The sequence below is a fragment of the Sphingomonas abietis genome (assembly GCF_027625475.1).
GTDB lineage: Bacteria > Pseudomonadota > Alphaproteobacteria > Sphingomonadales > Sphingomonadaceae > Solisphingomonas > Solisphingomonas abietis.
The window spans coordinates 336,470-361,959 of record NZ_CP115174.1; the positions used below are offsets into that span (position 1 = coordinate 336,470).

24 protein-coding genes and 5 pseudogenes are annotated in these 25,490 nt (G+C 62.3%); 18 read left to right on the top strand and 11 right to left on the bottom strand.

Annotated elements, in window-relative coordinates:
- Nucleotides 1-29: 29 nt before the first annotated feature.
- On the bottom strand, nt 30-188 hold the full coding sequence (locus tag PBT88_RS01695) for a hypothetical protein (protein WP_270077526.1): 159 nt from the start codon (nt 186-188) through the stop codon (nt 30-32).
- Between the two features lie 933 nt (nt 189-1,121).
- A protein-coding gene (locus tag PBT88_RS01700; protein ID WP_270077527.1) for an IS630 family transposase occupies nt 1,122-2,064 on the bottom strand; the annotation gives its coding sequence in 2 pieces (ribosomal slippage) (nt 1,122-1,727 and nt 1,729-2,064; 942 coding nt in all).
- 411 nt (nt 2,065-2,475) lie between these two features.
- Here PBT88_RS01700 and PBT88_RS01705 point away from each other — a divergent pair.
- A pseudogene (locus tag PBT88_RS01705) lies at nt 2,476-2,958 on the top strand (transposase); the annotation flags it as partial.
- A gap of 923 nt (nt 2,959-3,881) precedes the next feature.
- On the opposite strand, the gene PBT88_RS01710 reads toward PBT88_RS01705, so the two are convergent.
- Complete coding sequence (locus PBT88_RS01710; protein WP_270077528.1) at nt 3,882-5,069, bottom strand: IS256 family transposase; 1,188 nt, start codon at nt 5,067-5,069, stop codon at nt 3,882-3,884.
- 26 nt (nt 5,070-5,095) lie between these two features.
- On the opposite strand from PBT88_RS01710, the gene PBT88_RS01715 reads away from it, so the two are divergent.
- Entirely contained in the window at nt 5,096-6,412 is a 1,317-nt protein-coding gene (locus PBT88_RS01715; RefSeq protein WP_270077529.1) for a reverse transcriptase domain-containing protein, read from the top strand.
- Nucleotides 6,413-6,575: 163 nt separating this feature from the next.
- Here PBT88_RS01715 and PBT88_RS01720 read toward each other — a convergent pair whose 3' ends face one another.
- Entirely contained in the window at nt 6,576-7,877 is a 1,302-nt protein-coding gene (locus tag PBT88_RS01720; protein ID WP_270077530.1) for an IS110 family RNA-guided transposase, read from the bottom strand.
- Nucleotides 7,878-8,205: 328 nt separating this feature from the next.
- On the opposite strand from PBT88_RS01720, the pseudogene PBT88_RS01725 reads away from it, so the two are divergent.
- Nucleotides 8,206-8,916: pseudogene (locus PBT88_RS01725) on the top strand (IS256 family transposase); the annotation flags it as partial.
- Between the two features lie 134 nt (nt 8,917-9,050).
- On the opposite strand, the gene PBT88_RS01730 reads toward PBT88_RS01725, so the two are convergent.
- Complete coding sequence (locus PBT88_RS01730; protein WP_270077531.1) at nt 9,051-10,334, bottom strand: MFS transporter; 1,284 nt, start codon at nt 10,332-10,334, stop codon at nt 9,051-9,053.
- 5 nt (nt 10,335-10,339) lie between these two features.
- Between PBT88_RS01730 and PBT88_RS21100 the strand changes: the two are divergent.
- The 7 genes and pseudogenes from PBT88_RS21100 to PBT88_RS21105 all read left to right on the top strand — a co-directional run.
- Nucleotides 10,340-10,471 (top strand): annotated as a pseudogene (locus tag PBT88_RS21100) (LysR family transcriptional regulator); the annotation flags it as partial.
- Between the two features lie 66 nt (nt 10,472-10,537).
- On the top strand, nt 10,538-11,293 hold the full coding sequence (locus tag PBT88_RS01740; protein WP_270077533.1) for a LysR substrate-binding domain-containing protein: 756 nt from the start codon (nt 10,538-10,540) through the stop codon (nt 11,291-11,293).
- Nucleotides 11,294-11,729: 436 nt separating this feature from the next.
- Entirely contained in the window at nt 11,730-12,137 is a 408-nt protein-coding gene (locus PBT88_RS01745; RefSeq protein WP_270077534.1) for a hypothetical protein, read from the top strand.
- A 241-nt stretch (nt 12,138-12,378) separates the two neighbouring features.
- The gene (locus PBT88_RS01750) at nt 12,379-14,175 is read left to right on the top strand and encodes a M61 family metallopeptidase (protein ID WP_270077535.1); all 1,797 of its coding nucleotides are present in this window, start codon (nt 12,379-12,381) and stop codon (nt 14,173-14,175) included.
- A gap of 321 nt (nt 14,176-14,496) precedes the next feature.
- The gene (locus tag PBT88_RS01755) at nt 14,497-15,345 is read left to right on the top strand and encodes a tyrosine-type recombinase/integrase (protein WP_270077536.1); all 849 of its coding nucleotides are present in this window, start codon (nt 14,497-14,499) and stop codon (nt 15,343-15,345) included.
- Between the two features lie 59 nt (nt 15,346-15,404).
- Nucleotides 15,405-15,806, top strand: a complete 402-nt coding sequence (locus tag PBT88_RS01760) for a transposase (RefSeq protein WP_270077537.1) — start codon at nt 15,405-15,407, stop codon at nt 15,804-15,806.
- A complete protein-coding gene (locus PBT88_RS21105; protein WP_407696546.1) occupies nt 15,806-15,949 on the top strand; it encodes a hypothetical protein in 144 nt (47 codons plus the stop codon). Before PBT88_RS01760 ends, PBT88_RS21105 begins: the two co-directional genes overlap by 1 nt.
- A gap of 110 nt (nt 15,950-16,059) precedes the next feature.
- Here the strand turns inward: PBT88_RS21105 and PBT88_RS01765 are convergent.
- Together PBT88_RS01765 and PBT88_RS01770 are read right to left on the bottom strand one after the other, a co-directional pair.
- A pseudogene (locus PBT88_RS01765) lies at nt 16,060-16,272 on the bottom strand (ATP-binding protein); the annotation flags it as partial.
- A gap of 156 nt (nt 16,273-16,428) precedes the next feature.
- Nucleotides 16,429-17,211, bottom strand: a complete 783-nt coding sequence (locus PBT88_RS01770; protein WP_270077538.1) for a helix-turn-helix domain-containing protein — start codon at nt 17,209-17,211, stop codon at nt 16,429-16,431.
- Between the two features lie 151 nt (nt 17,212-17,362).
- Between PBT88_RS01770 and PBT88_RS01775 the strand changes: the two genes are divergently transcribed.
- Both PBT88_RS01775 and PBT88_RS01780 read left to right on the top strand, forming a co-directional pair.
- Nucleotides 17,363-18,391 (top strand): medium chain dehydrogenase/reductase family protein, encoded by a 1,029-nt coding sequence (locus tag PBT88_RS01775; RefSeq protein WP_270077539.1) that lies wholly within the window; start codon nt 17,363-17,365, stop codon nt 18,389-18,391.
- A 42-nt stretch (nt 18,392-18,433) separates the two neighbouring features.
- Nucleotides 18,434-19,246 (top strand): alpha/beta fold hydrolase, encoded by an 813-nt coding sequence (locus tag PBT88_RS01780; RefSeq protein WP_270077540.1) that lies wholly within the window; start codon nt 18,434-18,436, stop codon nt 19,244-19,246.
- Between the two features lie 126 nt (nt 19,247-19,372).
- On the opposite strand, the gene PBT88_RS01785 is transcribed toward PBT88_RS01780, so the two are convergent.
- On the bottom strand, nt 19,373-20,428 hold the full coding sequence (locus tag PBT88_RS01785; protein ID WP_270077541.1) for an MBL fold metallo-hydrolase: 1,056 nt from the start codon (nt 20,426-20,428) through the stop codon (nt 19,373-19,375).
- Nucleotides 20,429-20,473: 45 nt separating this feature from the next.
- Between PBT88_RS01785 and PBT88_RS01790 the strand changes: the two genes are divergently transcribed.
- On the top strand, nt 20,474-21,076 hold the full coding sequence (locus PBT88_RS01790; protein WP_270077542.1) for a TetR/AcrR family transcriptional regulator: 603 nt from the start codon (nt 20,474-20,476) through the stop codon (nt 21,074-21,076).
- A 217-nt stretch (nt 21,077-21,293) separates the two neighbouring features.
- Here PBT88_RS01790 and PBT88_RS01795 read toward each other — a convergent pair whose 3' ends face one another.
- Nucleotides 21,294-21,485 (bottom strand): SDR family NAD(P)-dependent oxidoreductase, encoded by a 192-nt coding sequence (locus PBT88_RS01795; protein ID WP_270077543.1) that lies wholly within the window; start codon nt 21,483-21,485, stop codon nt 21,294-21,296.
- Nucleotides 21,486-21,747: 262 nt separating this feature from the next.
- Here PBT88_RS01795 and PBT88_RS01800 point away from each other — a divergent pair, with 262 nt between their 5' ends.
- The gene (locus tag PBT88_RS01800) at nt 21,748-21,963 is read left to right on the top strand and encodes a hypothetical protein (protein ID WP_270077544.1); all 216 of its coding nucleotides are present in this window, start codon (nt 21,748-21,750) and stop codon (nt 21,961-21,963) included.
- A 53-nt stretch (nt 21,964-22,016) separates the two neighbouring features.
- Entirely contained in the window at nt 22,017-22,331 is a 315-nt protein-coding gene (locus PBT88_RS01805; RefSeq protein ID WP_270077545.1) for a hypothetical protein, read from the top strand.
- Nucleotides 22,332-22,459: 128 nt separating this feature from the next.
- Here the strand turns inward: PBT88_RS01805 and PBT88_RS01810 are convergent, their stop codons facing one another.
- Nucleotides 22,460-23,176 (bottom strand): TetR/AcrR family transcriptional regulator, encoded by a 717-nt coding sequence (locus tag PBT88_RS01810; RefSeq protein ID WP_270077546.1) that lies wholly within the window; start codon nt 23,174-23,176, stop codon nt 22,460-22,462.
- Between the two features lie 101 nt (nt 23,177-23,277).
- On the opposite strand from PBT88_RS01810, the gene PBT88_RS01815 reads away from it, so the two are divergent.
- Both PBT88_RS01815 and PBT88_RS01820 read left to right on the top strand, forming a co-directional pair.
- Nucleotides 23,278-24,147, top strand: coding sequence for an SDR family oxidoreductase (locus tag PBT88_RS01815; RefSeq protein WP_270077547.1), 870 nt, complete (start codon nt 23,278-23,280; stop codon nt 24,145-24,147).
- A pseudogene (locus tag PBT88_RS01820) lies at nt 24,134-24,451 on the top strand (ATP-binding protein); the annotation flags it as partial. The gene PBT88_RS01815 and the pseudogene PBT88_RS01820, both read left to right, overlap by 14 nt.
- Before the next feature lie 120 nt (nt 24,452-24,571).
- Here PBT88_RS01820 and PBT88_RS01825 read toward each other — a convergent pair.
- On the bottom strand, nt 24,572-24,970 hold the full coding sequence (locus tag PBT88_RS01825; RefSeq protein ID WP_270077548.1) for a hypothetical protein: 399 nt from the start codon (nt 24,968-24,970) through the stop codon (nt 24,572-24,574).
- On the opposite strand from PBT88_RS01825, the gene PBT88_RS01830 reads away from it, so the two are divergent.
- The gene (locus PBT88_RS01830; RefSeq protein ID WP_270077549.1) at nt 24,963-25,427 is read left to right on the top strand and encodes a group II intron maturase-specific domain-containing protein; all 465 of its coding nucleotides are present in this window, start codon (nt 24,963-24,965) and stop codon (nt 25,425-25,427) included. The two genes, PBT88_RS01825 and PBT88_RS01830, sit on opposite strands and share 8 nt — an antisense overlap.
- Nucleotides 25,428-25,490: the final 63 nt, after the last annotated feature.

A 25,490-nucleotide genomic window follows, 5' to 3' on the forward strand; every position in this document is an offset into this window, starting at 1 on the left:
TGACAACGCGAACGGCTTCTCAAAACTCGTCACTGCACGGGAAACGGGAAGCGATCGGCGCCGATCGCGAACGACCGCAGTTGGTGGCGAGCGGTCAGGCGGCTATTGATCTCCGCGAGGGAATAGCGGACGTTCAGATGATGCTCCTCGCTGTCGCGACCACCGCCAGGACATTCTTGCTGCCTCATTGGTCGCGCTGGCATCATTTATGGGGGCCACCCCCACCAGCCATGCCGTCCCAATGGACCTGTGTTCGATCGAGCATGTTTCTTGTGAGGGCGCTTCATCGATGCGGGATCGAGGCAAGGCTACAAAGCGGTCAGCCTCCGAAGAAAGCACCGGGCATTGCGGGCGAGGATTGCGGGCTGTTCACCGCCGAGGGATGGGTGGGTCATGCTTGGGTCGAGGCGAATGGGTTCGTGGTCGACATAACCGCTGACCAGTTCGGACATGCGCCTGTAGTGGTGCTACCTGCCGCCGACACCACATACCGGCCAGCCCGAGATGAAGCGTACACGCTCACTGCAACCAAGAACGGCATGGCGGCGATTGACGAAATTTGGCCGTCGTGGTGCAGCTACGTCGATCAACGATGTCCGCTTATGGGCGGCGAGCCAGGGCTGCCCTAGGGCCGACCTTGGGCGGCAACGGTCGGGCCGCTCTCTCGCCCAGGAGCAGTCGGTCGGCTATCAGGCCAAATCTCGCGTATCAGGCGGGCGGCAACGGGGAAGAATGGTGGTTTTGAGACCGACAGCTTCTGGCGAGCATTCGTTGATTTCAGCCGTTCGTCACCCGATCTTACGCATACTGTTGATTGAACACGATTTTTTGAAATGATCGCCCCAAGAAAAATATCCGGCACCTCCATTCTTAAAAAGGCCGAACCAACTCTCGTATGGCCACCGGACGACATATTCTGACAACTGAGGATCCATATCCGAACCAAGCTGATCCTTGCTCGGCATCCCCTTGCGACTGAGAATGGCATGAGCGTGAAGAGCCGGGACGTCGGAGGTAATTTTATACGGCAACGGCCCTTCAATCTTAAGTTCTACGGAAAGATCGCTGCCTCCGTCGCAATCTGCTTTGCCTTTCCAATCCCCGACTAGAGTCGGTTTCTCTTAGATGGAAGCGTATCCGGAGTTTCGGATGTAGGCGGCGCACTCGTCTGGCGGGAAACGATCGAGTAGCGAGCCGATGCGGCGCCAGGTGTCCTCGGTGGAGCGCTCCGCGGCTCGCCTGAGCATGAGTTTCAGCTTGGCGAAGACCTGTTCGATGGGGTTCAGGTCGGGCGAGTAAGGCGGCAGGAAGAGCAGCTTTGCGCCGGCTGTTCGTATCGCTTTGCGGACCCTGGGCCCTTTGTGGCTGCCCAGATTGTCCATGATAACAACGTCGCCCGGCGCGAGCGTCGGCACCAGGAACTGCTCGACCCAAGCTGTGAAGCTCTGGCCATTGATCGGCCCGTCAAGCACGCAGGGGGCGTCGATCCGGTCGGCGCGAAGCGCGGCCACGAACGTCAGCGTCGACCATTTACCAAAAGGTGCCCGGCCGATGAGCTTGCGCCCGCGTTCGCTCCAGCCTCTGATCGGCGTCATGTTCGTCTTGGCCCAGGTCTCGTCGATGAAGACGAGACGCGCTGGATCAAGCCGGCCCTGATATTTCCGCCACTGCGCTCGCCTTCGCGCGATCGCTGGCCGCTCTTGCTCGACGGCGAACAGAGTTTTTTTTGAACGTCTTTCCGGCCGACGGGACCAGGCGCCATACCGACACCGTGCTCGTAACGACGCCATGGTCAGCCAGATCGGCCACGAGCATAGCCATCGTCATGTCGGGTGACGCATCCAGCAGGGCCAGAACCAGCTCCCGATGCGGCTCGAGCAGCACCTTGCGATGGCCGCCCATCTTGCCTGCTGCGGCCGTCCCCGTCGCTCGTAGACGCTGCGACCATTTTACCGCACTCGAGACGCTCACGTCGAAGGTTTGAGCGACCTCCCGGCAGGACCGTCCCGACACCACTGCTGCGGCAACCCGGTAACGAAGATCATTGGAATAGGGTCTCGCCATCGCTCCCTCCTCAACCCAACAACGAGGTTGAATCAGACCAAGAGCAAAAAGGGAATCCCCGTCGATTCCATCAATCAGAAAACGACTCTAGCGCCCCCGGACTGGAGTTGTCGGCCGTTGAGACTGGCTTTACACCGTGCAAAAGGCTAGCCAAAAGTGCAGATAAGAGAAGCATCTGGAGCCTCACCAGTAATTCGATCATCGCTTCAAATCGTAGCATCCTAGAGCAACGCTGCAATCAGCCGGGCGGAAGATACCGGCCAAGCCGAGTTTGCAGCAGCCTCACAAGCGCCGGGTTCATAAATTCGGGTAGTGCCCCGGGACGTGGTGTAGGAAGCGCGCCCGGATAGGGTAGCCATCGCCGATCTTCGGTAGGGTTCGGATGCGAACTCGAACTTGGAGAAGACGACGATGACCGATGCCAAGATGGCCCTGCTGGAGCTGGTTGAGCAAGACGCAGATACTGATCTGGTGCGCGAGATGCTGGCGTTTGCCGCAGAGCGCATGATGGATATGGAGATCGAAGCCAAGACGGGCGCGGCGGCAGGGTGCCGCTCGGCTGATCGCCTGAACCACCGCAACGGCTATCGTGACGGCAACTGGGACACGCGTGCCGGGCGGATCGAGCTGGCGATCCCCAAGCTGAGGAAGGGCAGCTATTTCCCGAGCTTCCTGGAGCCGCGCCGAACGGCGGAGAAGGCGTTGGTGGCGGTAATCCAGGAGGCCTACATCCAGGGGATCTCGACGCGATCGGTCGACGATCTGGTGAAGGCGATGGGCGGCACTGGCGTCTCGAAGAGCCAGGTGAGCCGGCTGATCACCGAGATCGACGAGCGGGTGAACGCCTTCCTCAACCGCCCGATCGAAGGCGAGTGGCCGTACCTATGGATCGACGGTGCGCCGTGCGGCGCGGGAGGTGGCATGATGTAACGATCACCTCTCAAGCTTGCTGATTTCCGACCGGCGGCTGGAATGCCGCCTTGTTCGCAGGAGTAGCGAACGAAAGGGGGCCGAGAAGCTCGACCGGGCGTCGCCGGTGGAGTGGGATAAGCAGATCGGCCTGAATTGTACCGGATGCGGGCCATTGACCGCAGGCCGGGCTACCGCAGTGCCTATGGCGAGACAACGAAGTGAGCGTGTGAAGCCTCGGAGGGAACACATATCGCTTTCATCACGCGCAATGGCGTGAAGGCACCGAGAACGATCAGGCGCGAGAGGCTCGTCGATCCTCCTGCGTGGGCGTGAGAAACACGTTCGAGATGGGGAAACTCCCGCAGCCCATCTCCCGCATTGTACGGGGCAGAGCTCACCGCCTACGGGCATGAAGGTTGGAAATCGGAACACGGGAACTTGGATCGTCTGCCGGGCACGGAGCCCGGCTCGCCGCGACGGCAGGAGACGGACGACACCAAGGGCGGAGCTTTCGTAGTAGTCCGAGCGCGGGAAAGCCGCGCACATGGCGAAGGGAAGCAGGAAGACGATAGGTTTGCGAGGCGGAGGAGAGATCTGTGGACATGGATCACCAAGCCGATTCGGCATGGGTACTCGGCGTTCAACGCAAGCTTTATCAGTGGAGCAAGGCAAATCCCGAAGACCAATGGCGGGACATGTGGGGTTGGTTAACTGACCTCCGCACCCTCCGTCATGCCTGGCAGCGGGTCGCCACCAATAAGGGCGGCCGTACTGCCGGGGTCGACGGGATGACTGTGGGGCGCATCCGGAATAGGAGTGAGGACCGCTTTCTGGCCGAGCTGCAAGTCGAATTGCGCACTGGCGCGGGACTGTCAGGAATTCCGTGCGCGAGGCCGTTACCGTCATCAGATGACGAACCGTTCGCCGAAGATCACGGCGAACTGGGTCTTTGCCTCGGCCCACTCCCGCGGCGGCCTTTTCCACTCTTGGGCCGCTGTGTTGAGCACGAGGTATAGCAGTTTCATCGCAGCATCGTCACCGGGGAAGTGACCTCTGGTTCGGACCGCGCGGCGTAGCTTTGAGTTGAGCGCCTCAATCGCGTTCGTCGTATAGATGATCCGGCGTACGCCTTCGGGAAACGCGAAGAATGGGATCACCTGGGCCCAATGTCGGCGCCAGCCTTGGGCGATCGCCGGATACTGTTTCCCCCAATGGCCCTGCTCGAACACCTCCAGGGCGGCCAAGCCAGCTTCGGGGGTCTCGGCGCGATAAACGGCGCGAAGCGCTTGCGCGATCGGCTTGCGGTCCTTCCACGACGCAAAGCTCATCGAGTTGCGGAGCAGGTGGACGATGCAGGTCTGAACGATCGTCTCGGGGAACGCGGCGTTGATCGCTTCTGGGAAGCCCTTCAGGCCGTCGACGACAGCAATCAGGATGTCGGCAACGCCGCGGTTTTTGAGTTCGTTCATCACGCGCAGCCAGAATTTGGCGCCCTCGGTCTGCTCGATCCAGATGCCAAGAATTTCTTTCGTGCCGTCGGGAAGGATGCCGAGCGCAATGTACACCGCCTTGTTTCGCACGAACCCTTCGTCCCGGATCGCGTCGAAAAAGACCAGCGGATAACAAGCGTCGAGCGGCCGCCCCTGCCATTCCGCGACGGTTTCCAGCACGGCGTCGGTGATGGTCGATATGAGGTCCGGCGAGACATCGATCCCGTAGAGCTCCTCGAGATGCCCACGGATTTCGCGCACCGTCATGCCGCGTGCGTACATCGAGATGATCTTGCTATCGAAATCGGGAAACCGCCGCTGATACTTCGCGATGAGCTTCGGATCGAACGTCCCTGCCCGGTCACGAGGGATGTCCAACGTTAGCTTCGAAGTGCCTGTCAGCACCGTCTTCTTCGATGAGCCGTTCCGCCGATTGATGGCGCCTGCGGCGCCTTCAGTCTCCAAATGATCATCCAGCTCTGCTGACAACATGCGCTCGGAGAGCGCCTTCTTCAGTTCGTCCAGTAAGCCGTCCTTGGCGAACAGCTCCTGTGGGTCACGACCAGCCAGAAGCTGATCCAGCACGTCTTTCTCGATTGCCATATCGATGGTCCTTTCCATTCCATCTTATGGCCTCGCGCACAAAATTCCCGACAGTCCCCACTGGCGCATATCGGCCAAGCCCGGCTCGATGCAAACTCATACCCAAAGCCGGTAAACCGGGGGAATTCCGACCCCTGGGCATCCCCACGATCAAGGACCGCGTCGTTCAAGGCGCGGCCAAGTTGATCTTGGAGCCGATATTCGAAGCTCAGTTCTGGCACGTCTCCTATGGGTTCCGGCCCGGCCGGAGCGCGCATGGAGCTTTGGAATATATGCGACGAGCGTCGTTGCCCCAGAAACGGGACAGCGACACGCGCCGAAGCCGGATGCCTTACCCTTGGGTGATCGAAGGGGACATCAAGGGCTGCTTCGACAACATCAATCACCATCTACTTCTCGACCGGATACGCAAACGCGTTGCCGATCGCCGGGTAGTGCGGTTGGTAGGACAGTTCTTGAAAGCTGGGGTTCTGGCGGAAGACCAGTTCTTTCGTACGGACGCCGGCACACCCCAAGGTGGGATAATCTCCCCAATGCTCGCCAACATCGCGCTCAGCACGATCGAGGAGAGATATGAGAGGTGGACGTTCCATCGCACGAAAACTCAGGCCCGTCGCAAGAGCGATGGGCTTAAGGCAGCGAAAAGCGCCCGGGACAGCGACCGAATTGCTGGCCGCTGCATCTTTCTCCCGGTGCGCTACGCCGATGATTTCGTAGTTTTGGTCTCGGGGACACAGGAAGACGCGCTCGCGGAGAAATCCGCGCTCGCCGATCACCTACACCGGACGACAGGACTCGAATTATCGCCGGAAAAGACGAGGGTCACGGCAATGACCGACGGATTCGAATTCCTCGGATTCCGCTTCGGTATGCACTGGGACAAACGCTATGGTTACGGCCCGCGCGTGGAAATCCCAGACGCAAAACCCGCCAACCTGCGTCGCAAAGTCAAGCAGCTGACCCGCCCAAATAGTATCAGCGGCAGCCTTGGCGAGAAGCTTCTGGAACTCAACCCCATCCTGCGCGGATGGGCGAATTACTATCGCTACTGTGTAGGGGCAGGCCACGTGTTTGTCGATCTCGACTGGTATGTTGGCCTCCGCCTTTATTGCTGGCTGCGAAGGAAACGCCCAAAAGCGATGGCCAGCGAACTCTGGCGTTCAAAACTCCATAGTCTGCTACGGCCCACGAGGCGCGTGTGGCGGGACGCTCTTGTCGAACAACATCTCCTCGGCTGGACTCCCGTGTGCCGCTATCGTCTCAGTTGGATGAGACAGCCTGATTTCGCCATGTCTTCTGGAGAGCCGGACTTCCTATCCTTTTGCAAACGAGAAGTATCGTAGGAACTGCTCTCGCGGCGTGTGCCGAGAGCTGAGATTGGGGCTGCTGCGCTTCGCTATTTGGGTTTACTGCGCTCCGCATCCCCAATCTCAGATCTTACGGGCGAGCGGCGGCATGCCGCCGAGCAGATGGCAGATCTGTCAGTATTGTAATTAATGCATCGACTTACGCAATGCTGGCGGAAGGGGCTTGCCCGGACGCCGAGCGCAACACCGTGTTGGGATCGAACGTGGTTTGTCGCTCGAGCATAGTGCAGGCAACGCGTAGCAAACGATCAGCAACCCCCCGAAGGGCACGGCTGTAGTTATGGCCATTAGCGCGCAGCGCCTCGTATCGGGCTCGGCTGCGTGGGTCGAGCCTCACTGCTATTCTTGACCAATAATAGATGGCGTTTCGCAAGCGGACCAAGACCGCGCGTCGCATGAGCACTTGGCGGCTTTTACCAGAACGCTTGGTGACCGGTGCCACCCCTGACAGACAGCGCAGAGCGTGATAATCTCTGCGGCGCAGGGCGTCTGAAGCTTCTGCGAGCAGCGTGGCGAGGACGATCTTTCCGACGCCTGGCAGGGACCGCAAGATTGTCACGTCACGCTGCTCCACCTGTTGCCCCTCGGCCGTCTCCTCCTTCGACAAGAAGTGTTCCAGCCGCGCTTCGAGCTGGGCATTGGCCTGTTTGATTTGCCGACGGATCGGCTCGATCTGGCCGATCAGGATTTTAATATGGGCAACAGCAGACTCGACGGCACCGGGCGCCATCGGAATAGCCGGCGCACGGAGTGCCTGGATTATGTCCGCCGCTGAGACCCGGCGGATCCGATGATTTTTAAGCAGCCGCGCGATCGTACTTTCACGCAAGCGCGCTGCTTTTCCCGGAATCGGCGCCAGCTGCCACAAGGCCAGCAGCCACGGTTCTATCGTCCCGTCACTCAATTCTAGAAGCTGTGGAAAATAGCGCCACAGTTGGTTCTGGATCCGGTTGGCGAGACGGAGCTGGTCCTGTCCTAGCTCCTCGGCGATCCGCGACCATTCGCGCAGTTCAACGACAAGTGGATCGACCGCTCGCAGAGCGCGAAAGCTGCGCCGATCGGTTCTGAGCGAGTCGGCTAAAACGAGCGCATCGCGGCTATCATCCTTGGATCCGGAAGGCGAAAAGCGGTCTCGGAATCGATCGAGCTGCTTGGGATTGATGGAGTAAAGCTGGAATCCCCGCTCCATCAGACTTTCAACGACCGGACCGTGCGGCACTTCAATAGCAATGTGAACGGCATCGGGAGAAGCTCCCGTTTTTTGAAGGATCCACGCCGCGAGCTCGGCAAGCCCTTCACCGCCATGGGCGAAGCCACGGTCGCCGAGTGATCGACCACACCGATCGCTAACACGCACCTGGTGAAGTTGAGATCCCCAATCGACACCGGCAAACCATATTTCCTCGGGTTCCTCGGCGTCTGAATCTAATCTTTTTCTCATGGATTATACTCCGATTTGTCTATCCTTCGATAATCGAGTCCACCGCGATCCTGACCTGTTCCTGTACTGGTGGTCGAAGGCACTGACTTCCTATTGGGCGTCATCACGGCCGCCTGCCGGGACACATGTCCGGCTCAGGTGCTCATGGCACGTGGATGCAAATGGTTGCTCCCGGCAGGCTGACCCGTAGTCGCCTTATACTCCAAGGCGACCCGGGCTGAAATGGCGGGTACAGGATGCGTAACGAAAGACGCACGTCCGGTTCGGCGAGAGGCGATGCGAGACCTGCCGTCGCAAGGCGGCAAGGCGCGCATCGCCTACTCCACCCACCTACCTGAAGGAGCGCGAGGGCGGCCGGATCGTCTCGACCGCGGTGATAGTGGCGGTGGGCGCCAACACGCTCGGCAGGCGCGAAGTACTTGGCGTCGCAAGCGGTCCGTCCGAGGCCGAAACCTTCTGGAAGGGCTTCCTGCGTTCGCTCGCCGATCGTGGCCTGCGCGGCGTGAAGCTCGTCATCTCCGACGATCACAAAGGCTTGCGCAGCGCGGCCGGCAAGGTGTTCAATGCGACCCAACAACGGTGCCGCGTGCAGTGGATGCGCAATGCGCTGGCGCATGTCGGCCCCAAGCAGCGTCCCGCCGTTGTCGCCATGCTCAAGACCATCTTCGCCCAGGAGAGCGCCAATGCGGCTCACGAGCAGTGGCGTTACGTCGCCGACGCGTTACGCGAGCGATACGAGAAGCTCGCCATCATGATGGATGGCTCGCGCGAAGAGGTGCTCGCCTACATGGGGTTCCCGAAGGAGCATTGGGCGCAGATTTCGTCGACCAATCCACTCGAGCGCGTCAACAACGAGATCAAGCGCCGGGCCGATGTCATCGGTATCTTCCCCAACACCGCCGCAGTCATCCGCCTCGTCGGCGCGCTCATGCTCGAGCAAAATGACGAGTGGTCGGTATCGCGCCGCCATATGACGCTGGAAACGATCGGCGCGTTGAGCGATAACCCACGCATCAGCCTGCCAGCGCTGGCAGCCTGATCATCCTTGGCCCTGCCGAGGATCGGTGTTCCTACACCACGCCATGGGGCACTACCCGTGATTTCGAAACGGACGGCGCCACAATGGCATCGACCCGATCGGACGGTCGCGTCTTCCGGCAAAGTTTAGGCTCCTCAATCGGTGGGTCTCATCGATGGCTTGAGTGCCGCAACGAAGGGGATGATCGCAGCTGCCGTCAATCCGGCCGACACGATGCCGATCGCCTGGCTGCTATGGTCGGCGATGGCGCCGTAGAGGATCGGAGCAAGACCGCCCGATCCGATGACGCTGGTGTAGAAGATCGCAAAGGCCCGGCTCGTATCGCCGCCCGGTGCCAGCTCGGGAACGGTACCGTAAAGCACCGACGACGTCCCATTCAGCACGATGCCTAGCACGGGCAGCACCAGCAGCGTCGGCGCGAGCGGCGTGAAAAGGGTGAGAATGATGAGCAGCGTGGTTGCGGCCTCGGTCGCCATGACGCTTCCGATCACGCCCAGACGCTCGCTCAGCCAGTTGCAACTCGCCTTTCCGAAGGCGCCGCCGATAAACAGAAGGGCAAGCGCGACGCCGACCGTGGCGGAACTACCGCCACGACCGTGAATAAGGAACGGCAGGAACAGCAGATAGCCCATGCGGGTTGCGGTATCGAGGCCCCCGATCAGGGTGAGGAGCCCGAAGCCCCGTTGCACAGAACGTGCCCGAGCCGGCGCCTCCTCAGCATTACCATGAGCGGCGACGGACGGCGCCAGTCCGATCAGGACGCCGGTGACGGCCAAACCCAGCAGCGCCATGAGGCCGAGGACCGGCCGCCACGCAAGGAGGGGCAGCAGCAAGGCAGCCAGCGCCGGCAGCGTCGCTTTGCCAAGATCGCCGGAGAAATTGTAGATGCCGAGCGGGCGGCGCGATGCCACGCCATAGGTCTCGGTCACCAGCATCGAACCGCGTGGGTGCTGGATGCTCGATCCGATCCCGGCCACGAACAGGCCGATGCAGAGGCCCGCAAAGTCGAGCGGCAGCGCCATGACGGCAAAACCGGCGGCAGCGATCAGCGTCGCAAGCACCAGCGCAGTGCGGGGTGCGACCCCTTGCAGGAGCCGATCGGCGGGGAGCTGAAGGCCGCCCATCGTGCCGTAATAGAGCGCCCGGACCACGGCGAGCCCGGCATAAGAGAGGCGAAACTGGCTCTGCCAGATCGGCAGGAACGCGTAGAGTCCATCAGTATAGCCATCATGAAGCGCATGGACGATACACGCCGCCAGCAGATTGCGGGGCTTGGCCGAACCCGACTCATGCCGGTCGGCCGCGATAGTGATTGATGTTCGCGCAACGGCCACGATGTCCTCCGGCCGCGACCATAGACATACGAGATTTCTGAAAAAAGCGGGTGGTTGCTCACGATACCCGTCAGCTTTACTCAACGGTCATGCGCCGACTGCCGCCCCTCAATGCGTTACGCGTCTTCGAGGTCGCCGCCCGTACAGGCAGCTACGCAGCGGCCGCGGCCGAACTCGGCCTGACCCACGGTGCGGTCAGCCGCCATGTCGCCACACTCGAAGTTTGGCTCGGGCAGCCGCTCTTCCGTCGCGACGGGCGGCGCATGGTCGCAACTCCGATCGCGGCGATGTTCGCCGACGAGGTCGGCCATGCCTTCGACCGTGTGGCCCGGGCGGCAGACGCCTGCAGCAGGCCGACGACACGGCGCATCCTTCGGGTCAGCGCGCCGACCAGCTTCGCGATGCGATGGCTGATCCCCAGGCTTGATCGCTTCCATGCCGACCATCCGCATGTGGAGGTCGTGGTCGGTACGGTCTCGACCTTGCTTGAGGATCTGCGGGGTGGCTTCGATATCGCAATTCGGCGCGGCAACGCGACCGAGGCGGCGTGGCCGGGTCACCGCGCGGTCCGGGTGATCGAGGACATCGACACGCTGATCGCGAGCCCCGCGCTGCTCGAACGGCGTCCGATCAGAACACCAGCTGACATCGAAGGTCATGTGCTGCTCGCGAGCGAGACGCGGGCGGGTGACTGGACCGACTGGCTCGACACGGCCGGCCTGCCGCACCTAGTCGGCCTTCCCCGCCAGACATTCGATCATTTCTTCGTGACCCGTCAGGCAGTCGAGGACGGGCTGGGTATCGGCATCGGCCCCTTGCCGATGCTCGCGATCGACATCGCGGCCGGCAAGCTCACGACCCCGCTTCCCGAGATCCAGGTGCGACGGACGGGCTATGTCGCGGTCGTTCCGGATCACGCGGGCCGGATGCCAGTTATTGGTGTCTTCATCGACTGGCTTGCAGATGAGGGCCAGCGCGGAAGTCCGGCAGCTCCGGCCGGACAGAAGGTTCTAAAGCCTGACCCGCGAGACCGAATGACGTAATCTGATCGACACTCACTACCAGCGGCCGGGCGTCATGACCCATAACCGGCCGCTTAAGACACGCCATCCGCTTCCCGACATCGGACGTTTGTTCATCCGAAGCTAGCAGGGTCTTCATCGAGTGTGGCGACGCCCATCAATGGATGCTTTACGAAGGTCCAATCGTCGATCCCGACGATCATGAGCCGAGATGGTGCTATTCGATAATCGGGGTGCGACAGCACCCGGGGCGCTTTGTCCGGGGGCGGACGTCATTTGTCCCGGTTCGGACGCAGACGGCGCCAGACGCGGACCTCGGGTAGAGGTTTCAGCGGTATCACAGGCCCTTGCGGCGCCGGCATATATCCTGCTCTGCCTGCGCGATGCTGCCGGACGAACCTCGGAATATTCCACCAGCGCTCGGCGATACGTTAATCGAGGACGAAAGGGTGTTTCGATGCCAAGATTGTCGCTGATCCCGCTCCTCCTTGCGATCTCAGTCTCTCTGCCCGCGGCCGCGCGGGCCGTATCGATCCCTCCGCAGTTCGACAGCGTCGGCACGGATCGTAAAGCCATCGAGGCGCTGCTTGCTACCTACACGAATGCCGTGTCCACGAAGGACGAGGCGCTTTTCGAGACGCTGCTGCTCAACGCGAGCATCCCCTTCTCCGGCGTCGGGTCTAGCGGCGTGGCGAGCAGAGACCCCGGCGTGACAAATCAATACCAGGCGTTCCGCGAGGGGGTGTTCGGCGGCAGCCCGTTCACCCAACGTTTTCAGGATATCCACATCCAGCAGGACGGTCCGCTCGCGAGCGTGTCGCTGGTCTTCGTCAATACCTCGCTGCAGGGATCGAGCTGGGGTTGAAAGACGATGCAGCTGCTCAAGGTTGCCGGGCAGTGGAAGATTGCAAGCGAGTTCTATACCGGACATGCCGGCTGAAGGCGCACGTCGGCCGATGATGTCCGCTGCCGTCGATACGAACTGGAAGAGGTAAACTGTGAGTCTATTGGTGCGCGTGCTTTCGGCCGCAGTGGTATTGGTCGCTGCGGCGCCGGTCATCGCCCAGGTCGGCGTCGGTCCCCGTCCATCGAGCTCTCCATCGGTCGTGCCGATCTCAAAAGATCAGCCCTTTGCGGGCGCGATCACGCTTGCGGTCGATGCCGCCGATACGGCGCGCGGAATCGTATCGGTGAACGAGACGATCCCGGTCCAGGCCGCAGGCGATCTGGTCCTTCTCTACCCGCAATGGGAGACCGCGAGCCATGCGCCGACGGTCCCGCTCGCATCGCTGACGGGGCTCGAAATCAGCATCGATGGTCGCCGGGTCGAATGGCGGCGCGATCCGGTCGACGTCTATGCGTTCCATGTCACGGTACCTGCCGGCGCCCGGTCGGTGACGCTCGGCTTCAAGATCATCGCGGATCGCGACACGCTCCACCACGACCGCATCGACCTGCAATGGCAACGGATGCTGCTTTATCCCGCCGGCTGGTTCACGCGCGATTTGCCCGTCTCCGCAAGCCTGCACGTCCCTGCCGGGATGACAGCGTTCACCGCGCTCGATCGCATCGGTCCGGACGCCGCCGATCTGCATTTCGCGACCACACCGCTCGATCGGCTGGTCGACGCGCCAGTCTATGCGGCATCGATCTCGCGGCAGATCGAGCTGGTGTCGGGCGGTCCGCAACCGGTTCGCCTGGATCTCATTGCCGGGGACAGCACGAAGCTCGCGATGGGCGAGAGCGAGACCGCCAGATTACGCGCTCTGATCGCGCAGACGGGCCGCGTCTTCGGACCGGCTCCGTTCCGCCATTATGATGCGATCGTCGTGCTCGACGACAAGGTGGGTGCCGGCGGCATCGAGCATCTCGAGGAAGGCGAGAACGATCTTCCCGCCGACTATCTGCTGCAACCGGGCAAGCAGCTTAACAACCAGGACCTGATCGCGCACGAGCTGGTGCACGCCTGGAACGGCCGTTTCCGCCAGCCCGCGGACTTGTGGACTCCGACCTTCAACGATCCAGTCGGCGGCAGCCTGCTCTGGGTCTATGAAGGGCAGACCGAATATTGGGGACGCGTGCTGGCGGCGCGCTCGGGCATGCGGTCGCGCCAGGAGACGCTGGACAAGCTAGCGCTCGATGCCGCCACCGTCGCCAATCGCCCCGGCCGCGCGTGGAAGTCCCTCACCGACAGCACCAACGACGCGATCTACATGGCCGGCCACCATGTCGGCTGGCGCGACTGGCAACGCCGAGAGGACTATTATCCCGAAGGCGTGCTGCTCTGGCTCGACGTCGATGCCCGGCTGCGCGAGCTCAGCGGCAACCAGCGGAGCCTCGACGATTTCGCGAAGCGCTTCTTTCACGCCGCCCGGCCCGACGGGGTCGTCTCGACCTACACGTTCGACGACGTCTGCCGCACGCTCGACACGATCGCGCATGACGACTGGCATGCCCTCCTGACGCGCCACCTCGACACCCACGACGACTCCGAGGCGACCGCCGGTCTTGCTCGCGCGGGATGGCGTCTTGTCTACACGGCGGTGCCGAGCGACACCTTCCTGCAGAACGAAGCCGAAGCGGGCGGGCTCGATCTCGACTATTCGATCGGTGCCATCGTCGACGACGAGGGCGTCGTAGACAGTGTCGCCTGGGACAGTCCCGCGTTCCGCGCGGGCCTGTCACCGGGAACGCGCATCCTGACGGTGGATGGCACGCCCTATTCCCGCGAGGCTCTGCGCCTCGCCACGGCGCGATCGACGGCGATGATCCGGCTGGAGATATCGACGGATGGCGAACGGCGTTCGCTCGGGATCAACTATGCAGGCGGTCTTCGCTACCCGCATCTGGAACGGATCGCGGGATCACCCGACCGCCTCAGCGCATTGCTGATGAGCCGATGACGGTTCCGCCGGATCATGCCAGCGACGCGATCGGCGCCGGTGGGATGACGACCTAGCCGCACATTCTCCGATCGCAGCTCGGAAGACCCAAAAACCGACATCCGAGGCGCTTAACCGTCTTCCCAGCTTCCGACATTCATTCATCGGTTTGCGATCACTCTCAAGACTCGCTGGAATGGCGAAAAGTGGGACATGTACGGAACCCGCTGCGCGGGAGGGGCGTGTGCGGCAAGGTTAAAGCGATACGGCGGATGTTGCGTCGGTTGAGCAGACTCAACAGGAGGCAGAACATCGAAGCTCCTTAGCAAGAGGAGCCATGCGATGACCGTTCCACAATTACCCGATCAAGTAAGCCCGCTTCGTCGACGGCTGATCGAAGATATGCAGATGCGTCATTTGTCGCCTGAAACGCAGCGCAACTATTTGCGTGATGTTGCGCGGTTTGCGGCGTTCCTTGGGCATTCCCCCGACAGAGCGACGCCTGAAGATGTGCGTCGCTTTCAAGTCGAACAGAACGACGCCGGGGTTCCGGTGCCAAGCATGAATAGTGTCGTGTCGGCGCTTCGCTTTTTCTTCACGCATACGCTCGACCGGCCGGACCTCGCGCGCAAGGCCGTTCATGTCGCGCATCATCGAAAGATCCCGATTGTACTGAGCATGGAGGAGATCGCGCAGGTGCTTCGCGCAACACGCTCTCCAAAGCATTATGCCGCGCTTTCGGTCGCCTATGGCGCAGGGCTTCGGGTTTCCGAGGTTTCTGCCCTCAAGGTGAGTGACATCGACAGCAAACGGATGCTGATCCGCGTCGAATGCGGAAAAGGCGGACGCAGTCGCAACGCCATGCTGCCCGCGGGCTTACTCGACCTTCTGCGGGAATGGTGGAAGATCGGGAGGCGTGAGGGTGTCATGCCCGCCGACGGTTGGCTTTTCCCGGGTCAGCATCCACTGCGACCTCTCAGCGCTCGACAACTGCACCGCATCGTCGTGGAGGCAGCCCGAGCAGCTGACATCGGAAAACGCGTTGGCATGCACACCCTCCGACACAGTTTTGCGACCCACTTGTTGGAGGATGGCGTCGACGTCCGCGTCATCCAGGTGCTGCTTGGCCACGTGAAATTAGGCCGTGTGGACGGATTCACCCGAGCAGAAAGTTCCCTATTCCCAAGCTGAATCTGTTCTGATTCATAGGATTCCGACTGGATGGAAGGTCGGGATCGATGTCGACAAGCATGACGGAGAAGGACTGGGACCACACGCTGCTGGTGTTTCGTGCCTGTCTGCCGCGACGCGGGCGCAAGGCTGCGGATGACCGGTTGTTCCTGGAGGCGATGCACTTCTTCACGGTGGAGAATGTGCGCTGGCGTGCATTGCCGGAGCGCTTCGGCCACTGGAATACGGTCTGGAAACGTTTCGATCGGCTAAGCAAGGCCGGGGTTTTCGAAGCCTTCTTCGACACGCTCGCGGCAATGAGCCCGTCGGCCCACCTCATCCAGATGTTCGATTCCACGATCGTTCGCGCTCACGTCTCGGCAGCAGGCGCAAAGGGGGGCAGTAAGGCGAGGCGCTCGGACGCTCGCGTGGTGGATTCACAACCAAAATCCACGCAAAAGCGGACAATTCCGGCGATATAATCGCATTCGACCTCACCGGTGGCCAGGCCTCGGACTCGACGCATTTCCAGACCCTTCTAGACATCGGACCTGACATCACCCCGCGTGCTGCCCTCGGGGATAAGGGATATTCCTATCGCGCGGCGATCCGTATGAGACAGTAGCGGCGATCAGGATAAGACTCTGCGGGCGTGACGGGAGCGAGATTGTCGCGGCGCGACAGGCAATGCAAGCCGCGTTTGGTGTTGATCGCCGCTCCGCGACAAATGGTGTCTCAAGTTGATTGTCGCTGGAGAGCAGCACGGCGTCGGTAGCTCTCGACGTTCATCTCGAAGATGGTGGAGTGGTGCACAAGGCGGTCGACCGCGGCGAGCGTCATGGCGGGATCCGGGAAGACCCGAGACCAGTCGCCGAACGGCTGGTTGGCGGTGATGAGGGTTGATCGGCGTTCGTATCGAGCGCTGATCAGTTCGAAGAGGACTGAGGTTCGCGGCCGGTGTGCTCCATTCAAAGCTGTCCGGCGGCGACGAGGGTGCCTATTGGTTCGGCCGCTCGCGCGCCCGGGGCAAGCTCTCGAAAGAAGTGGCCGTCTCGGAGATTGGCTGCCCGCGATGCTGACGCAGCAGTTTCCTGCGGACTGATCTCAGCCGAAACCGGCGGCTTGGGCGTAGATAGCCAGCTTAAGCGCCGGATCGTCGTTCGCCTGGAACGTCGCGAAGTCGAAGCGCAGCTCGCCCCGTACCGGATGGTGCAGGGTTTTCGTGCCCGACACCGGCGCGCCGATGTCATGGGAGGTCCACCAGACGCCGAACTCGGGACATCGCGCGCCTAGCGTTTCGACCAGAGTGGCGAACGCTGGATCACCGGCCCACAGATCGTGGGCGACGCGAAACAGCGACACCATGCGCCGTGCCTCCTGCGCCCAGCTTGCGCCGAACAGCCGGCGGCCGGCGGGGTCGGCCAGCACGTAGAGCAGGATGTTGCGATCCTCGGCCGGTATCCGCTCGAAGTCGGTAAAAAGCTCGGCCGCGGCATCGTTCCAGGCGAGAATATCCCACCGCTGGCCGGTCACATAGGCAGGCTGGGGGAGGCTGGCGACGACGTGGATGATGGTTTCGGGCACGACTTCGATCGCGAAAGGTTTGCGCCCCGCGCTTTCGGCCAGCGCGAGTAGATGCGTTTGTTCGATCTTGTCGAGCCTGAGCGCCTCGCCTAGCGCTGCGATCGTCGCCGCGGAAGGTGAGACCGCGCGGCCCTGCTCGAGCTTGACGTACCACTCCACGCTGATGCCCGCCAGTTGCGCGACCTCCTCGCGCCGCAGCCCCGGCGTCCGCCGCCGGCGCTGGGACAGCAGCCCGATATCCTCTGGACGCAGCCTGGCGCGACGCGATCGCAGGAACTCGCCGAGCTGGCGGTTGCCGTCCATTCAGGATCTCCGAAGGTAGGATCGATTTATCCTGGTATCATACCGGCTCTTGTTCCCTGACGCCAGTGCGCCAGATTGAGCCGAGACAGGAGAATAACCAGTGAAAGCAGCAGTGCTTAAGGCGTTCGGAATGCCCCTTCTCGTCGAGGATGTGGCGGAGCCGACGCTCGGAACCGGCGAGGTTATCGTCGACGTGGTGGCTGCGCCTGTGCTGTCCTACGCGGACGAGGTGTTTAGCGGCGCGCGTAACTACCCGCTCGATCTGCCGGTGATCCCGGGGTGCGGTGCGATCGGACGAGTCCGTGCGCTCGGTCCCGATGCGACCAGGCTGAAGGTTGGCGATTGGGTGTTCTGCGATCCCACCGTACGATCGCGCGACGACGCGCTGATGCCCGACATCACGCTCCAAGGATGGAGCGCGCGCGGTGACGGAGGGTTGAAGCTCCAGCATCATTTCCGGGATGGCCCCTTCGCCGAACGGATTCGGGTGCCGACCGAAAACGCTATTCCGATCGGGAACATCGATGCCGCACAAGCGCCGCATTGGTGCGCAATCGGCATCCTCCTTATCCCCTATGGCGGGCTGCTGGCATTGGACCTCAAGGCCGGCGAGACGCTGCTGGTCAGCGGCGCGACGGGCAATTTCGGCAGCGCCACCATCGCCACCGCCCTGGCGATGGGTGCACGTTGCGTGATCGCCCCCGGACGCAACGAAGCGGTGCTCGCCGATCTCAGGCGGCGCTTCGGCGAGCGGCTCGTGCCTGTGCGGCTCACCGGCGATCCGGCCATGGATGGCGAGACGATGAAGCGCGCGGCGCCGGGGCCGATCGACGCCGTAATCGACTTCCTCCCGCCCTCGGTCGGCGCGGATGTCGCGCGCACCGCGATCATGACCGTGCGCCCATATGGACGCGTCGTACTGATGGGCGGCGTCGGCATGCTCGGCGGCGGGGACCTTGGCCTTCCGTACCCCTGGATCATGCGCAACCTGGTCACGATCCGCGGACAATGGATGTACGATCGCACGGCGGTTCCGAAGATGGTTGGGCTCGTCCGCTCCGGCCTGCTCGACCTGCGGCACTTTGCGACGACCGAGTTCGCGGTCGACCGGGTGAACGAGGCCGTGGAGCAAGCCGCAGCCGATGCGGGGCCGTTCCGCCTGACCGTCGTCCGCCCATAACGAGCCGCTCCTCCACCAACTCGCCCAACAGAATGAAAGCCCATGACGATGACGAATTCCACGAGCTGCGCTGCTCCGGCATGGCACTGGATCAGGACCGGCGTTCGCGCCGGCCCGACCGTGCTTCTGATCCACGCCGTCGGGTTGGACCTCACCTTCTGGGACAAGCAGATCGAGGCGCTGCGCGACGCGTACGATGTCATCGCCGTTGACCTGCCAGGTCATGGTCGGTCATCGGCGCCGCCGAGCGACTGGAGCTTCGAGCAGGCGGCCGCAACATTGGTCAGTCTGATGGAAGAGTTGGCGGTGGATGCCGCGCACATCGTCGGCCTGTCGATCGGCGGCATGATCGCGCAACAGATCGCGGCCGACCATCCTGCCCGCGTGAAGTCGCTGACGCTGCTAGCGACTGCCGCGACCTTCCCGGACGAGGCTCGCGCCGGCATGGTAGAGCACGCGACCTTTGCCGAAGCGAACGGCATGGAAGCCGTCCTACCGTTTCTCGACTATTGGCTGGCCGCTGAAACGATCCAAGGCCACCCGGACGTCGTCGACCGCGTCTCCACCAGCCTGTTGCGGATGGAACCGGCCGTCTACGCTTCGATCTGGCGCATGATCGCGGGCTTCGACGTGCTTGAGCGATTGGGTACGGTGCGCTGCCCGACCCTCGTCCTCGTCGGCGACCGCGATCTCAATACCCCGACGGCCTATGCCCAGATGCTCGCCGCTGCCGTCGAGCAGGGCAGCAGCACAGTCCTGCCCGGCGGCTCGCACCTCCTCCCGCTCGACGTAGGACGAGACGTTACAACAAAACTAGAAAGCTTCCTCGCTCGAACGGAGGCAAGCTGTCCGTAGGGCCCATCCTCGGCTCCATAACGAACGCGCAGTGATCGACATGTGCGTCGGCCATAGCCGCTCCTATAAGATCACGCGCCCACAGCCACTCACCTGCCTAAGACGGTAATGCTTTTCCCCACAAGATCATCGTGCCGAAGCGGGATAGATGGCGATCGAGCTAAAAGCGCGGGTGTCATGCGCGGGAACGGCTGTGATCTGAGGATAGCGCGCCGTCATGGCACGGATGCGCGCGATGTCGGTTTGTATCTCGGTGCGGTTTTCACCGATCAGGAACCGCATCATCCATGGCTTCTCCGCTGGCCGCTTCAGCCCTTCCAACTGCCAGACCAGATCGCCGATGAAGGCGTAGCGCTTGCCCGAAGGCAGGTTGACGAAGACGACGATCGAGTCCGGCGTGTGGCCTGGTGCCGGCACGATCACAATCGAGCCGTCGCCGTACACGTCATGGCTGCTGGGGAACCCCAGATAGGCACCGCCCTCGAACCGATAGGGCCGGTAGATGACGCCGTGGAAGCTGTTAAGCACCTCGGTGCCCTCGCTATGCGATCCGATGAACGACTGGCCTGCGGCGGTCACCAGCACGGGTATGCCATGAAAATCATCCACGCCGCTTATATGATCCCAATGAGCATGGGTCGGGATGATGGCGGCGATCGTGTCGGTATGCGCCTTCGCCAGTTGGTCGATGATCGGCATACCGGCCCGATGCGGCGACTGCTGGAGAGAGGGAAGCAGCTTCAATTGCCGATCGACGTTGCGTCCAAACCCGGTGTCGATGAGCAGGTCGCCCTTGGGATGGCGCACGAGGATGCCGGTTGCGGCAAAGGCGCGTGTCTCACGCCAGGAGCCGCCCCGATACGCCATCGCCGCAGGGGTCTCATACGTGCCGGTCGGCATAGCGCTGATCGACATGGCAGCAGGCGGCGTCGCCGGGGGCAGTGCACCGACATCGACATCCGGGACGTCGAGCCGAACCGGCGCGAACGTCCAGGCGAACCAGACCAGTGCGACCAGCAGCAGTATGGCAAGTCCGATGAACGTGCTGCGGATCGGCCGACGACGCATCCGTGCCGTGAGCGAACTTCCACCTTCGATAGCATGAGCCATGGATATGCCCCTTGTATACCGATAACCTTCTCTATCATCGTAGCGATAATGACGATTATAGTTAGGAGTCAATGAGGCGTGAAGGACTGGTCCCCCGATCATCCCCGAGCGAAGGTGATGGCGCGCAAGCGCGCCGCGATCGTGGCGGCGGCCGAGCAGGCGTTCGTGCGGGACGGCTATGCCGGCAGTGGGATGGAGGGCATCGCTCGGGAAGCCGGCGTCTCGATCATGACGTTGTACCGCCATGCTCGCACCAAGGACGATCTGTTCGCGGCCGTGATCGAAAGCGCCTGCCATCCGAGCGATAGCGAAGAGGCGGCCAGGATCGAGAGCGCCATGAAGAGGCCGCTCGGGGACATCCTTTTCTTCGTCGGCGTGATGTTCCAGGAGCGTATCCACGGTCCTAAGACTACCAGCCTGCTCCGTGTTGTCATGACCGAGATGCGGCGTTTTCCGCATCTCGGCGAGTTGGCCTATCGGGGCCTGATCGACGCGCATGTGGAAAGACTGGACCTGTTTCTGTCGGCGCGAGCCGAGACATCGGACATCACGATCGACCGGCGGCGCGCCCTGGGACATTCCTTCTTCAACCAACTGATCGGTCTCGACGCTTATCGCGTTTTGCTAGGACTTAACGTTCCTTCTTCACAAGCCATGCGGGAGCGCGCCGAACTGGCCTCCCGGACTTTCATTTCGAACATGGAGAAGCGTTCCGCTTGAGGGGCCGAAAGGTGACGGCGCCTCGGTCGGCAAGGGGTTGCCCGAAAGATTCAAGCGGTGGATGGCGTGCGGTGACGGCGTGGCGACGCGCCCGTCATCCGTTGATTACGGCGCCAAAAGCGCTTTCGGGCTCGTAGCCGACCGACGCCACAACCTCGGTCAGCGGCATGGCCGACGGCAGTAGGCATCAGGACCATTCTCCAAGGGGTGAGGTAGGCTAGCCGGCATTGTTGACGAGCACGTCGATCGCACCGAACCGCTCGGCAGTCTCGGCGGCGACCGAGTTCGCGGCTTCGGCGTCGGTGATATCGAGCGCGAGGGTGTGCAGGCGATCGTGCTCGCCCCCGTAGGCATCGCGCACCGCGTCGGCAACGCTTCGAGCAAGCAGAGCCGTATGAAGGCTTGCCAAGCATCGGCGCCGGCTCTCGAAAGTCGATCGATTCCTAGAATGCCCGTGCCGTCTCGCTTGCCGTTCCTTTCTGGGAAAGTCGGATTGGTGGTAGCGCGAGATGGTGAGATTTCGGAACTGACTAACCTCGCGGGGCAACTTCGTTGCGGAGCGTGCGGAAGGCGAAGGGGTGTTTTCACTCCACATGGTCGTAGTAGGCGCGAAAGGCATTCATGCCCTCTATAACGGCGTCGGCCGACAGGCGCGGCAGGAGCCATTCGTATTGAGCGATGATAAGGATTATGCCTGGGTAGCGGATGTGCTGGCGGCACGTCCGAAAGCGGTATCGGCCGGAGACTGGCTGGTTGTCGATCTCCGGTCGCTGCGTAGTGGTCCTGCCAGCGACATGACCGCGCAGTGGCGCGAACTGATCCGGCGGTATGACATTGCCGTGCTGGCACCGGAGCTGACGCCATCTAGCCTGATCGGTCTTCCCTGAACGCTGCATCCCAGCGACGCGAATTTGGAAACGGACCAATGCTCCCACTATTCATGAGTATCGCCTTGGCGCAGGCCACCATTCAGGCATCGCCTGCCGCACAGTTGGATCCCCAGGAGGATATCGTCGTAACCGCGCGTCGCTTGAGCAGGGTGCGGTGGTCGTACGAAGCGAAGAATGGCGTCCTTACCAGATGCACGATCAAGCGATCGAGCGGATCGGCCGTCATAGACAAGATGGTCTGCGACGCCTCAAGCCAGTGTGCGGCCGAGCATCCCAACCAAGGAAGTTGGCGGCTTGCCCCCTGCATCAAGGACCGCGTCAAGGAGCAGTTTGCCGCCTATCGGGCGCAGAAGGAGGCGTCATAGCGGAACCGGCTCAACGGGACGCCATCACCGCGCTTCATTATCCCAACAGCAGACTTGATGATTCGCAATAAACAATCGATTCCGAGAACGGCCGCGGTGTCTCGCTGTCATTCGTCTTCGGTAACGGGTCAGCCAGCAGACGATAGCCGGTCCAGTAGCTCAGAGAGCAGCAGGCGCTCTCCCGGTGTGAGAGCCTCGATTCTACCAAGCTGAACCTCTAAGGCGATGGCGAGCGACGCGATGCTACTGCGGTCCTGACCCTTGGGTATGTCGGCGAGGATCGCGGCCATGACAGCTTCTCGCGCCGACGCAGCGAGCTGCGGATCGAGCTCGACACTGGAGGTCGCAAGCAGTGTGGTGACCGTGCCAACACCGGCCGCGTGGATAAGTGCAACGGCCCTCTCCACAGGCACGCCGAGTCGGCCTGCTCGCGCGATCCGCTTTACCCGCTTTCGCAGGACCTCGATGCCCGCGAGGGCGGCTGGAGACGCTGGTCCCGGCACGCCGATCTCGTTAATGATCGCGAACACTGCCGGATTGGCAAGGCCGAACGCGACATAGTCGTCCCACGCGTCCCGCAGGTCCTGCACAGGATCGGAATGGGGCTCCGCCGACACCTTTTGAGCAACAAAGGCGGCTAAACCATGCTGCGCAACCGCGTTCAACAGGCCGCGCTTCTCGCCGAACAGGCGGTACAGCGTAGGGACTTGCATCGACGCAGCCGATGCCACCGCCCGTGTTGTGAGTGCAGCAACGCCCCCTTCAACGATCAGCTTGGCAGCCGCTTCGAGTACGCGGACACGCCCATTCTGAATTTCTGCCGCGCGTTCCGTCTCGCCATCCATGGCATGTGATACCATTGGTCTGGGCAAATTCGTATCGCTGATTTGTAAAAACCAATATCGATGATATCGGGCATCTCATTACACCGATAAGGAGTACGGTTATGATTGTTGTGACAGGTGCCAATGGTCAGCTCGGCCGGGCCGTCGTCGAAAGCCTGCTCGGCCGCGTGCCGCCCGCAAGCATCGTTGCCAGCGTGCGTAATCCAGAAAAGGCCGTTGCTCTCGCCCAGCACGGTATCGCGGTGCGTAGCGGTGATTTCGCCGACCCCGAGGGTTTGAGAGCTGCGTTCCGTGGAGCGGATCAGCTACTGATCGTCTCGGCAGATAAGCTCGGCGACGAGGCATTGCAGCTCCACCGCACCGCGATTGATATCGCTCGCGATACTGGAGCACGCCGCATCCTCTACACTAGTCACATGGGCGCACGCGTCGGCTCGCCCTTCCTCCCTGCCGACCAGCACGCCGGCACCGAGGCCGATCTAGCGGCAAGCGGGGTCGCTTTCACGGCGCTGCGCCACGGCTTCTACGCTGAGAGCTGCCTCCACATGATCAGCGATGGTTTGGCGAGCGGCGAATTGCGTACGCCGGAAGATGGACCGATCAGTTGGACGACGCGGGACGATCTGGCGGAAGCGGACGCCGCTATCCTCGCTAGCGATGGCGGGTGGGACGGTATCACGTCCCCGCTTACGGCAAGCGAGGCTGTCACCATGACACAGCTTGCCGCCATCGCGTCCGAAGTAACCGGACGGGAAGTGCGCCACACGACCGTGACCGACGAAGAGTGGCGCAATGCGAAGATCGCAGGTGGCATGCCCGCGATGTACGCCGACATGCTTTTGGGCACGTTCCAAGCCGCTCGTAGAGGCGACTTTGCTGCGACCCATCCCGCACTTGCAAAACTGCTGGGTCGCCCGCCTAGGAACATGCGCGACGTGTTGTCGCCAGCGAAGCCCTGTGAACCGGCTTGAGGAAGAGGCCCGGATCGGCAAGGCCGGGACCCTGGCCGGTCAGCTCTCCCGGCTCGAGGTGGTCGTGCTCGACGAGCTCGGCTGCCTGCCGTTCGCACGCTCGGGCGGCCAGCTGCTGTTCCACCTCGTGAGCAATCTCTACGAGCGCACATAGGTGATCATCACCACCAACCTGGCGTTCGACGAGTGGCCGAGCGTGTTCGGCGATCCCAAGATGACGACCGCCATGCTCGACCGGCTCACGCACCACTGCGACATCGTCGAGACCGGCAACGATAGCTGGCGCTTCAAGCACCGCAGCTGAGCCCCCTGGGGACACCCGGTGGAAGGACGCTTCGCGCTGGTTGCGCCCAGCATCGACCTGCCGCTGCTCGACGAGGGGTCCTCTATACACGCCGACAAGGGGTCCCGGTTGGATGCCTATTTACAAAGACTGCGCTGATGGTTGCGCTGGCGCGCGAGGGCTAGGTCGTGGTGGCGACCGGCGGCGATAATCCAGCGCGGCAAGCCGCACGATCGGATGTGCGCTGCGATTCAGGTGGCGGGCAGCGAGCCAGAGCAGCGCCGTCCCCGCGGCGGCCGACCATGCTGTCGCCACCCAGGGCACGGGAGGATGCGTCAGCGCCTCCGCCCCCCACAACAGGCAGAAGGACGCGCCGCCGGTCAGCACGAAGCCCGGCCAATCGAACCGCCGACGCTCGTCGCCATGCTTGTCCGGTACGAGCACCATCGTCAGCGCGATCGCGGCGAGGCCGAGCGGCAGGTTGATGTAGAAGATCCAACGCCAAGCCGCGCTCGACCATATGCGCAGGTTGATGGGCAAGCTGAAGCTGACGGTTAACGAGGAAAAGACCCGCATCTGCAAGGTGCCGGACGAGACGTTCGACTTTCTGGGATACCCGTTTGGTCGGATATACTCTGCGCGAACGGGAAGGGCCAACATTGGCTACCGACCATCAAAGAAGAGTATCAAACGGGCTGTGGAGAACATCCACATGCTCACCGACCGACGGACAACATGGCAGGATGCCACAGTGCTGGTGGCAAAGATCAACCGGGCGCTGCGTGGATGGGCCAACTACTTCTCGGTAGGGACCACGAGCAAGGCGTATCGGGCGATCGACAGCTACACAGTGGTGCGGCTGCGTCGGTGGCTCCGGCGCAAGCATGGGAAAGCCGGCAAGAGGGCGGGAGCCTATCTACCTCAGCACCTCTACGAGCAGTACGGGCTCGTACGGCTTACCCAGCTTGGTCGGGGCGCGCCGTGGGCGAAGGCGTGATGCTTTGTCCGAGAGCCGGATGCAGGGAGATCCGCATGTCCGGTTCGATGAGCAGGGGGTGGA

Bases quoted from the DNA above. Each gene is read 5' to 3' on its own strand.
- PBT88_RS01695 (WP_270077526.1), bottom strand. From the start codon at position 188: ATGAGGCAGCAAGAATGTCCTGGCGGTGGTCGCGACAGCGAGGAGCAT.
- PBT88_RS01710 (WP_270077528.1), bottom strand. From the start codon at position 5,069: ATGGCAATCGAGAAAGACGTGCTGGATCAGCTTCTGGCTGGTCGTGAC.
- PBT88_RS01715 (WP_270077529.1), top strand. From the start codon at position 5,096: ATGGCCTCGCGCACAAAATTCCCGACAGTCCCCACTGGCGCATATCGG.
- PBT88_RS01720 (WP_270077530.1), bottom strand. From the start codon at position 7,877: ATGAGAAAAAGATTAGATTCAGACGCCGAGGAACCCGAGGAAATATGG.
- PBT88_RS01740 (WP_270077533.1), top strand. From the start codon at position 10,538: ATGTTCGCCGACGAGGTCGGCCATGCCTTCGACCGTGTGGCCCGGGCG.
- PBT88_RS01745 (WP_270077534.1), top strand. From the start codon at position 11,730: ATGCCAAGATTGTCGCTGATCCCGCTCCTCCTTGCGATCTCAGTCTCT.
- PBT88_RS01755 (WP_270077536.1), top strand. From the start codon at position 14,497: ATGACCGTTCCACAATTACCCGATCAAGTAAGCCCGCTTCGTCGACGG.
- PBT88_RS01760 (WP_270077537.1), top strand. From the start codon at position 15,405: ATGACGGAGAAGGACTGGGACCACACGCTGCTGGTGTTTCGTGCCTGT.
- PBT88_RS01770 (WP_270077538.1), bottom strand. From the start codon at position 17,211: ATGGACGGCAACCGCCAGCTCGGCGAGTTCCTGCGATCGCGTCGCGCC.
- PBT88_RS01780 (WP_270077540.1), top strand. From the start codon at position 18,434: ATGACGATGACGAATTCCACGAGCTGCGCTGCTCCGGCATGGCACTGG.
- PBT88_RS01790 (WP_270077542.1), top strand. From the start codon at position 20,474: ATGGCGCGCAAGCGCGCCGCGATCGTGGCGGCGGCCGAGCAGGCGTTC.
- PBT88_RS01805 (WP_270077545.1), top strand. From the start codon at position 22,017: ATGAGTATCGCCTTGGCGCAGGCCACCATTCAGGCATCGCCTGCCGCA.
- PBT88_RS01810 (WP_270077546.1), bottom strand. From the start codon at position 23,176: ATGGATGGCGAGACGGAACGCGCGGCAGAAATTCAGAATGGGCGTGTC.
- PBT88_RS01815 (WP_270077547.1), top strand. From the start codon at position 23,278: ATGATTGTTGTGACAGGTGCCAATGGTCAGCTCGGCCGGGCCGTCGTC.
- PBT88_RS01830 (WP_270077549.1), top strand. From the start codon at position 24,963: ATGGGCAAGCTGAAGCTGACGGTTAACGAGGAAAAGACCCGCATCTGC.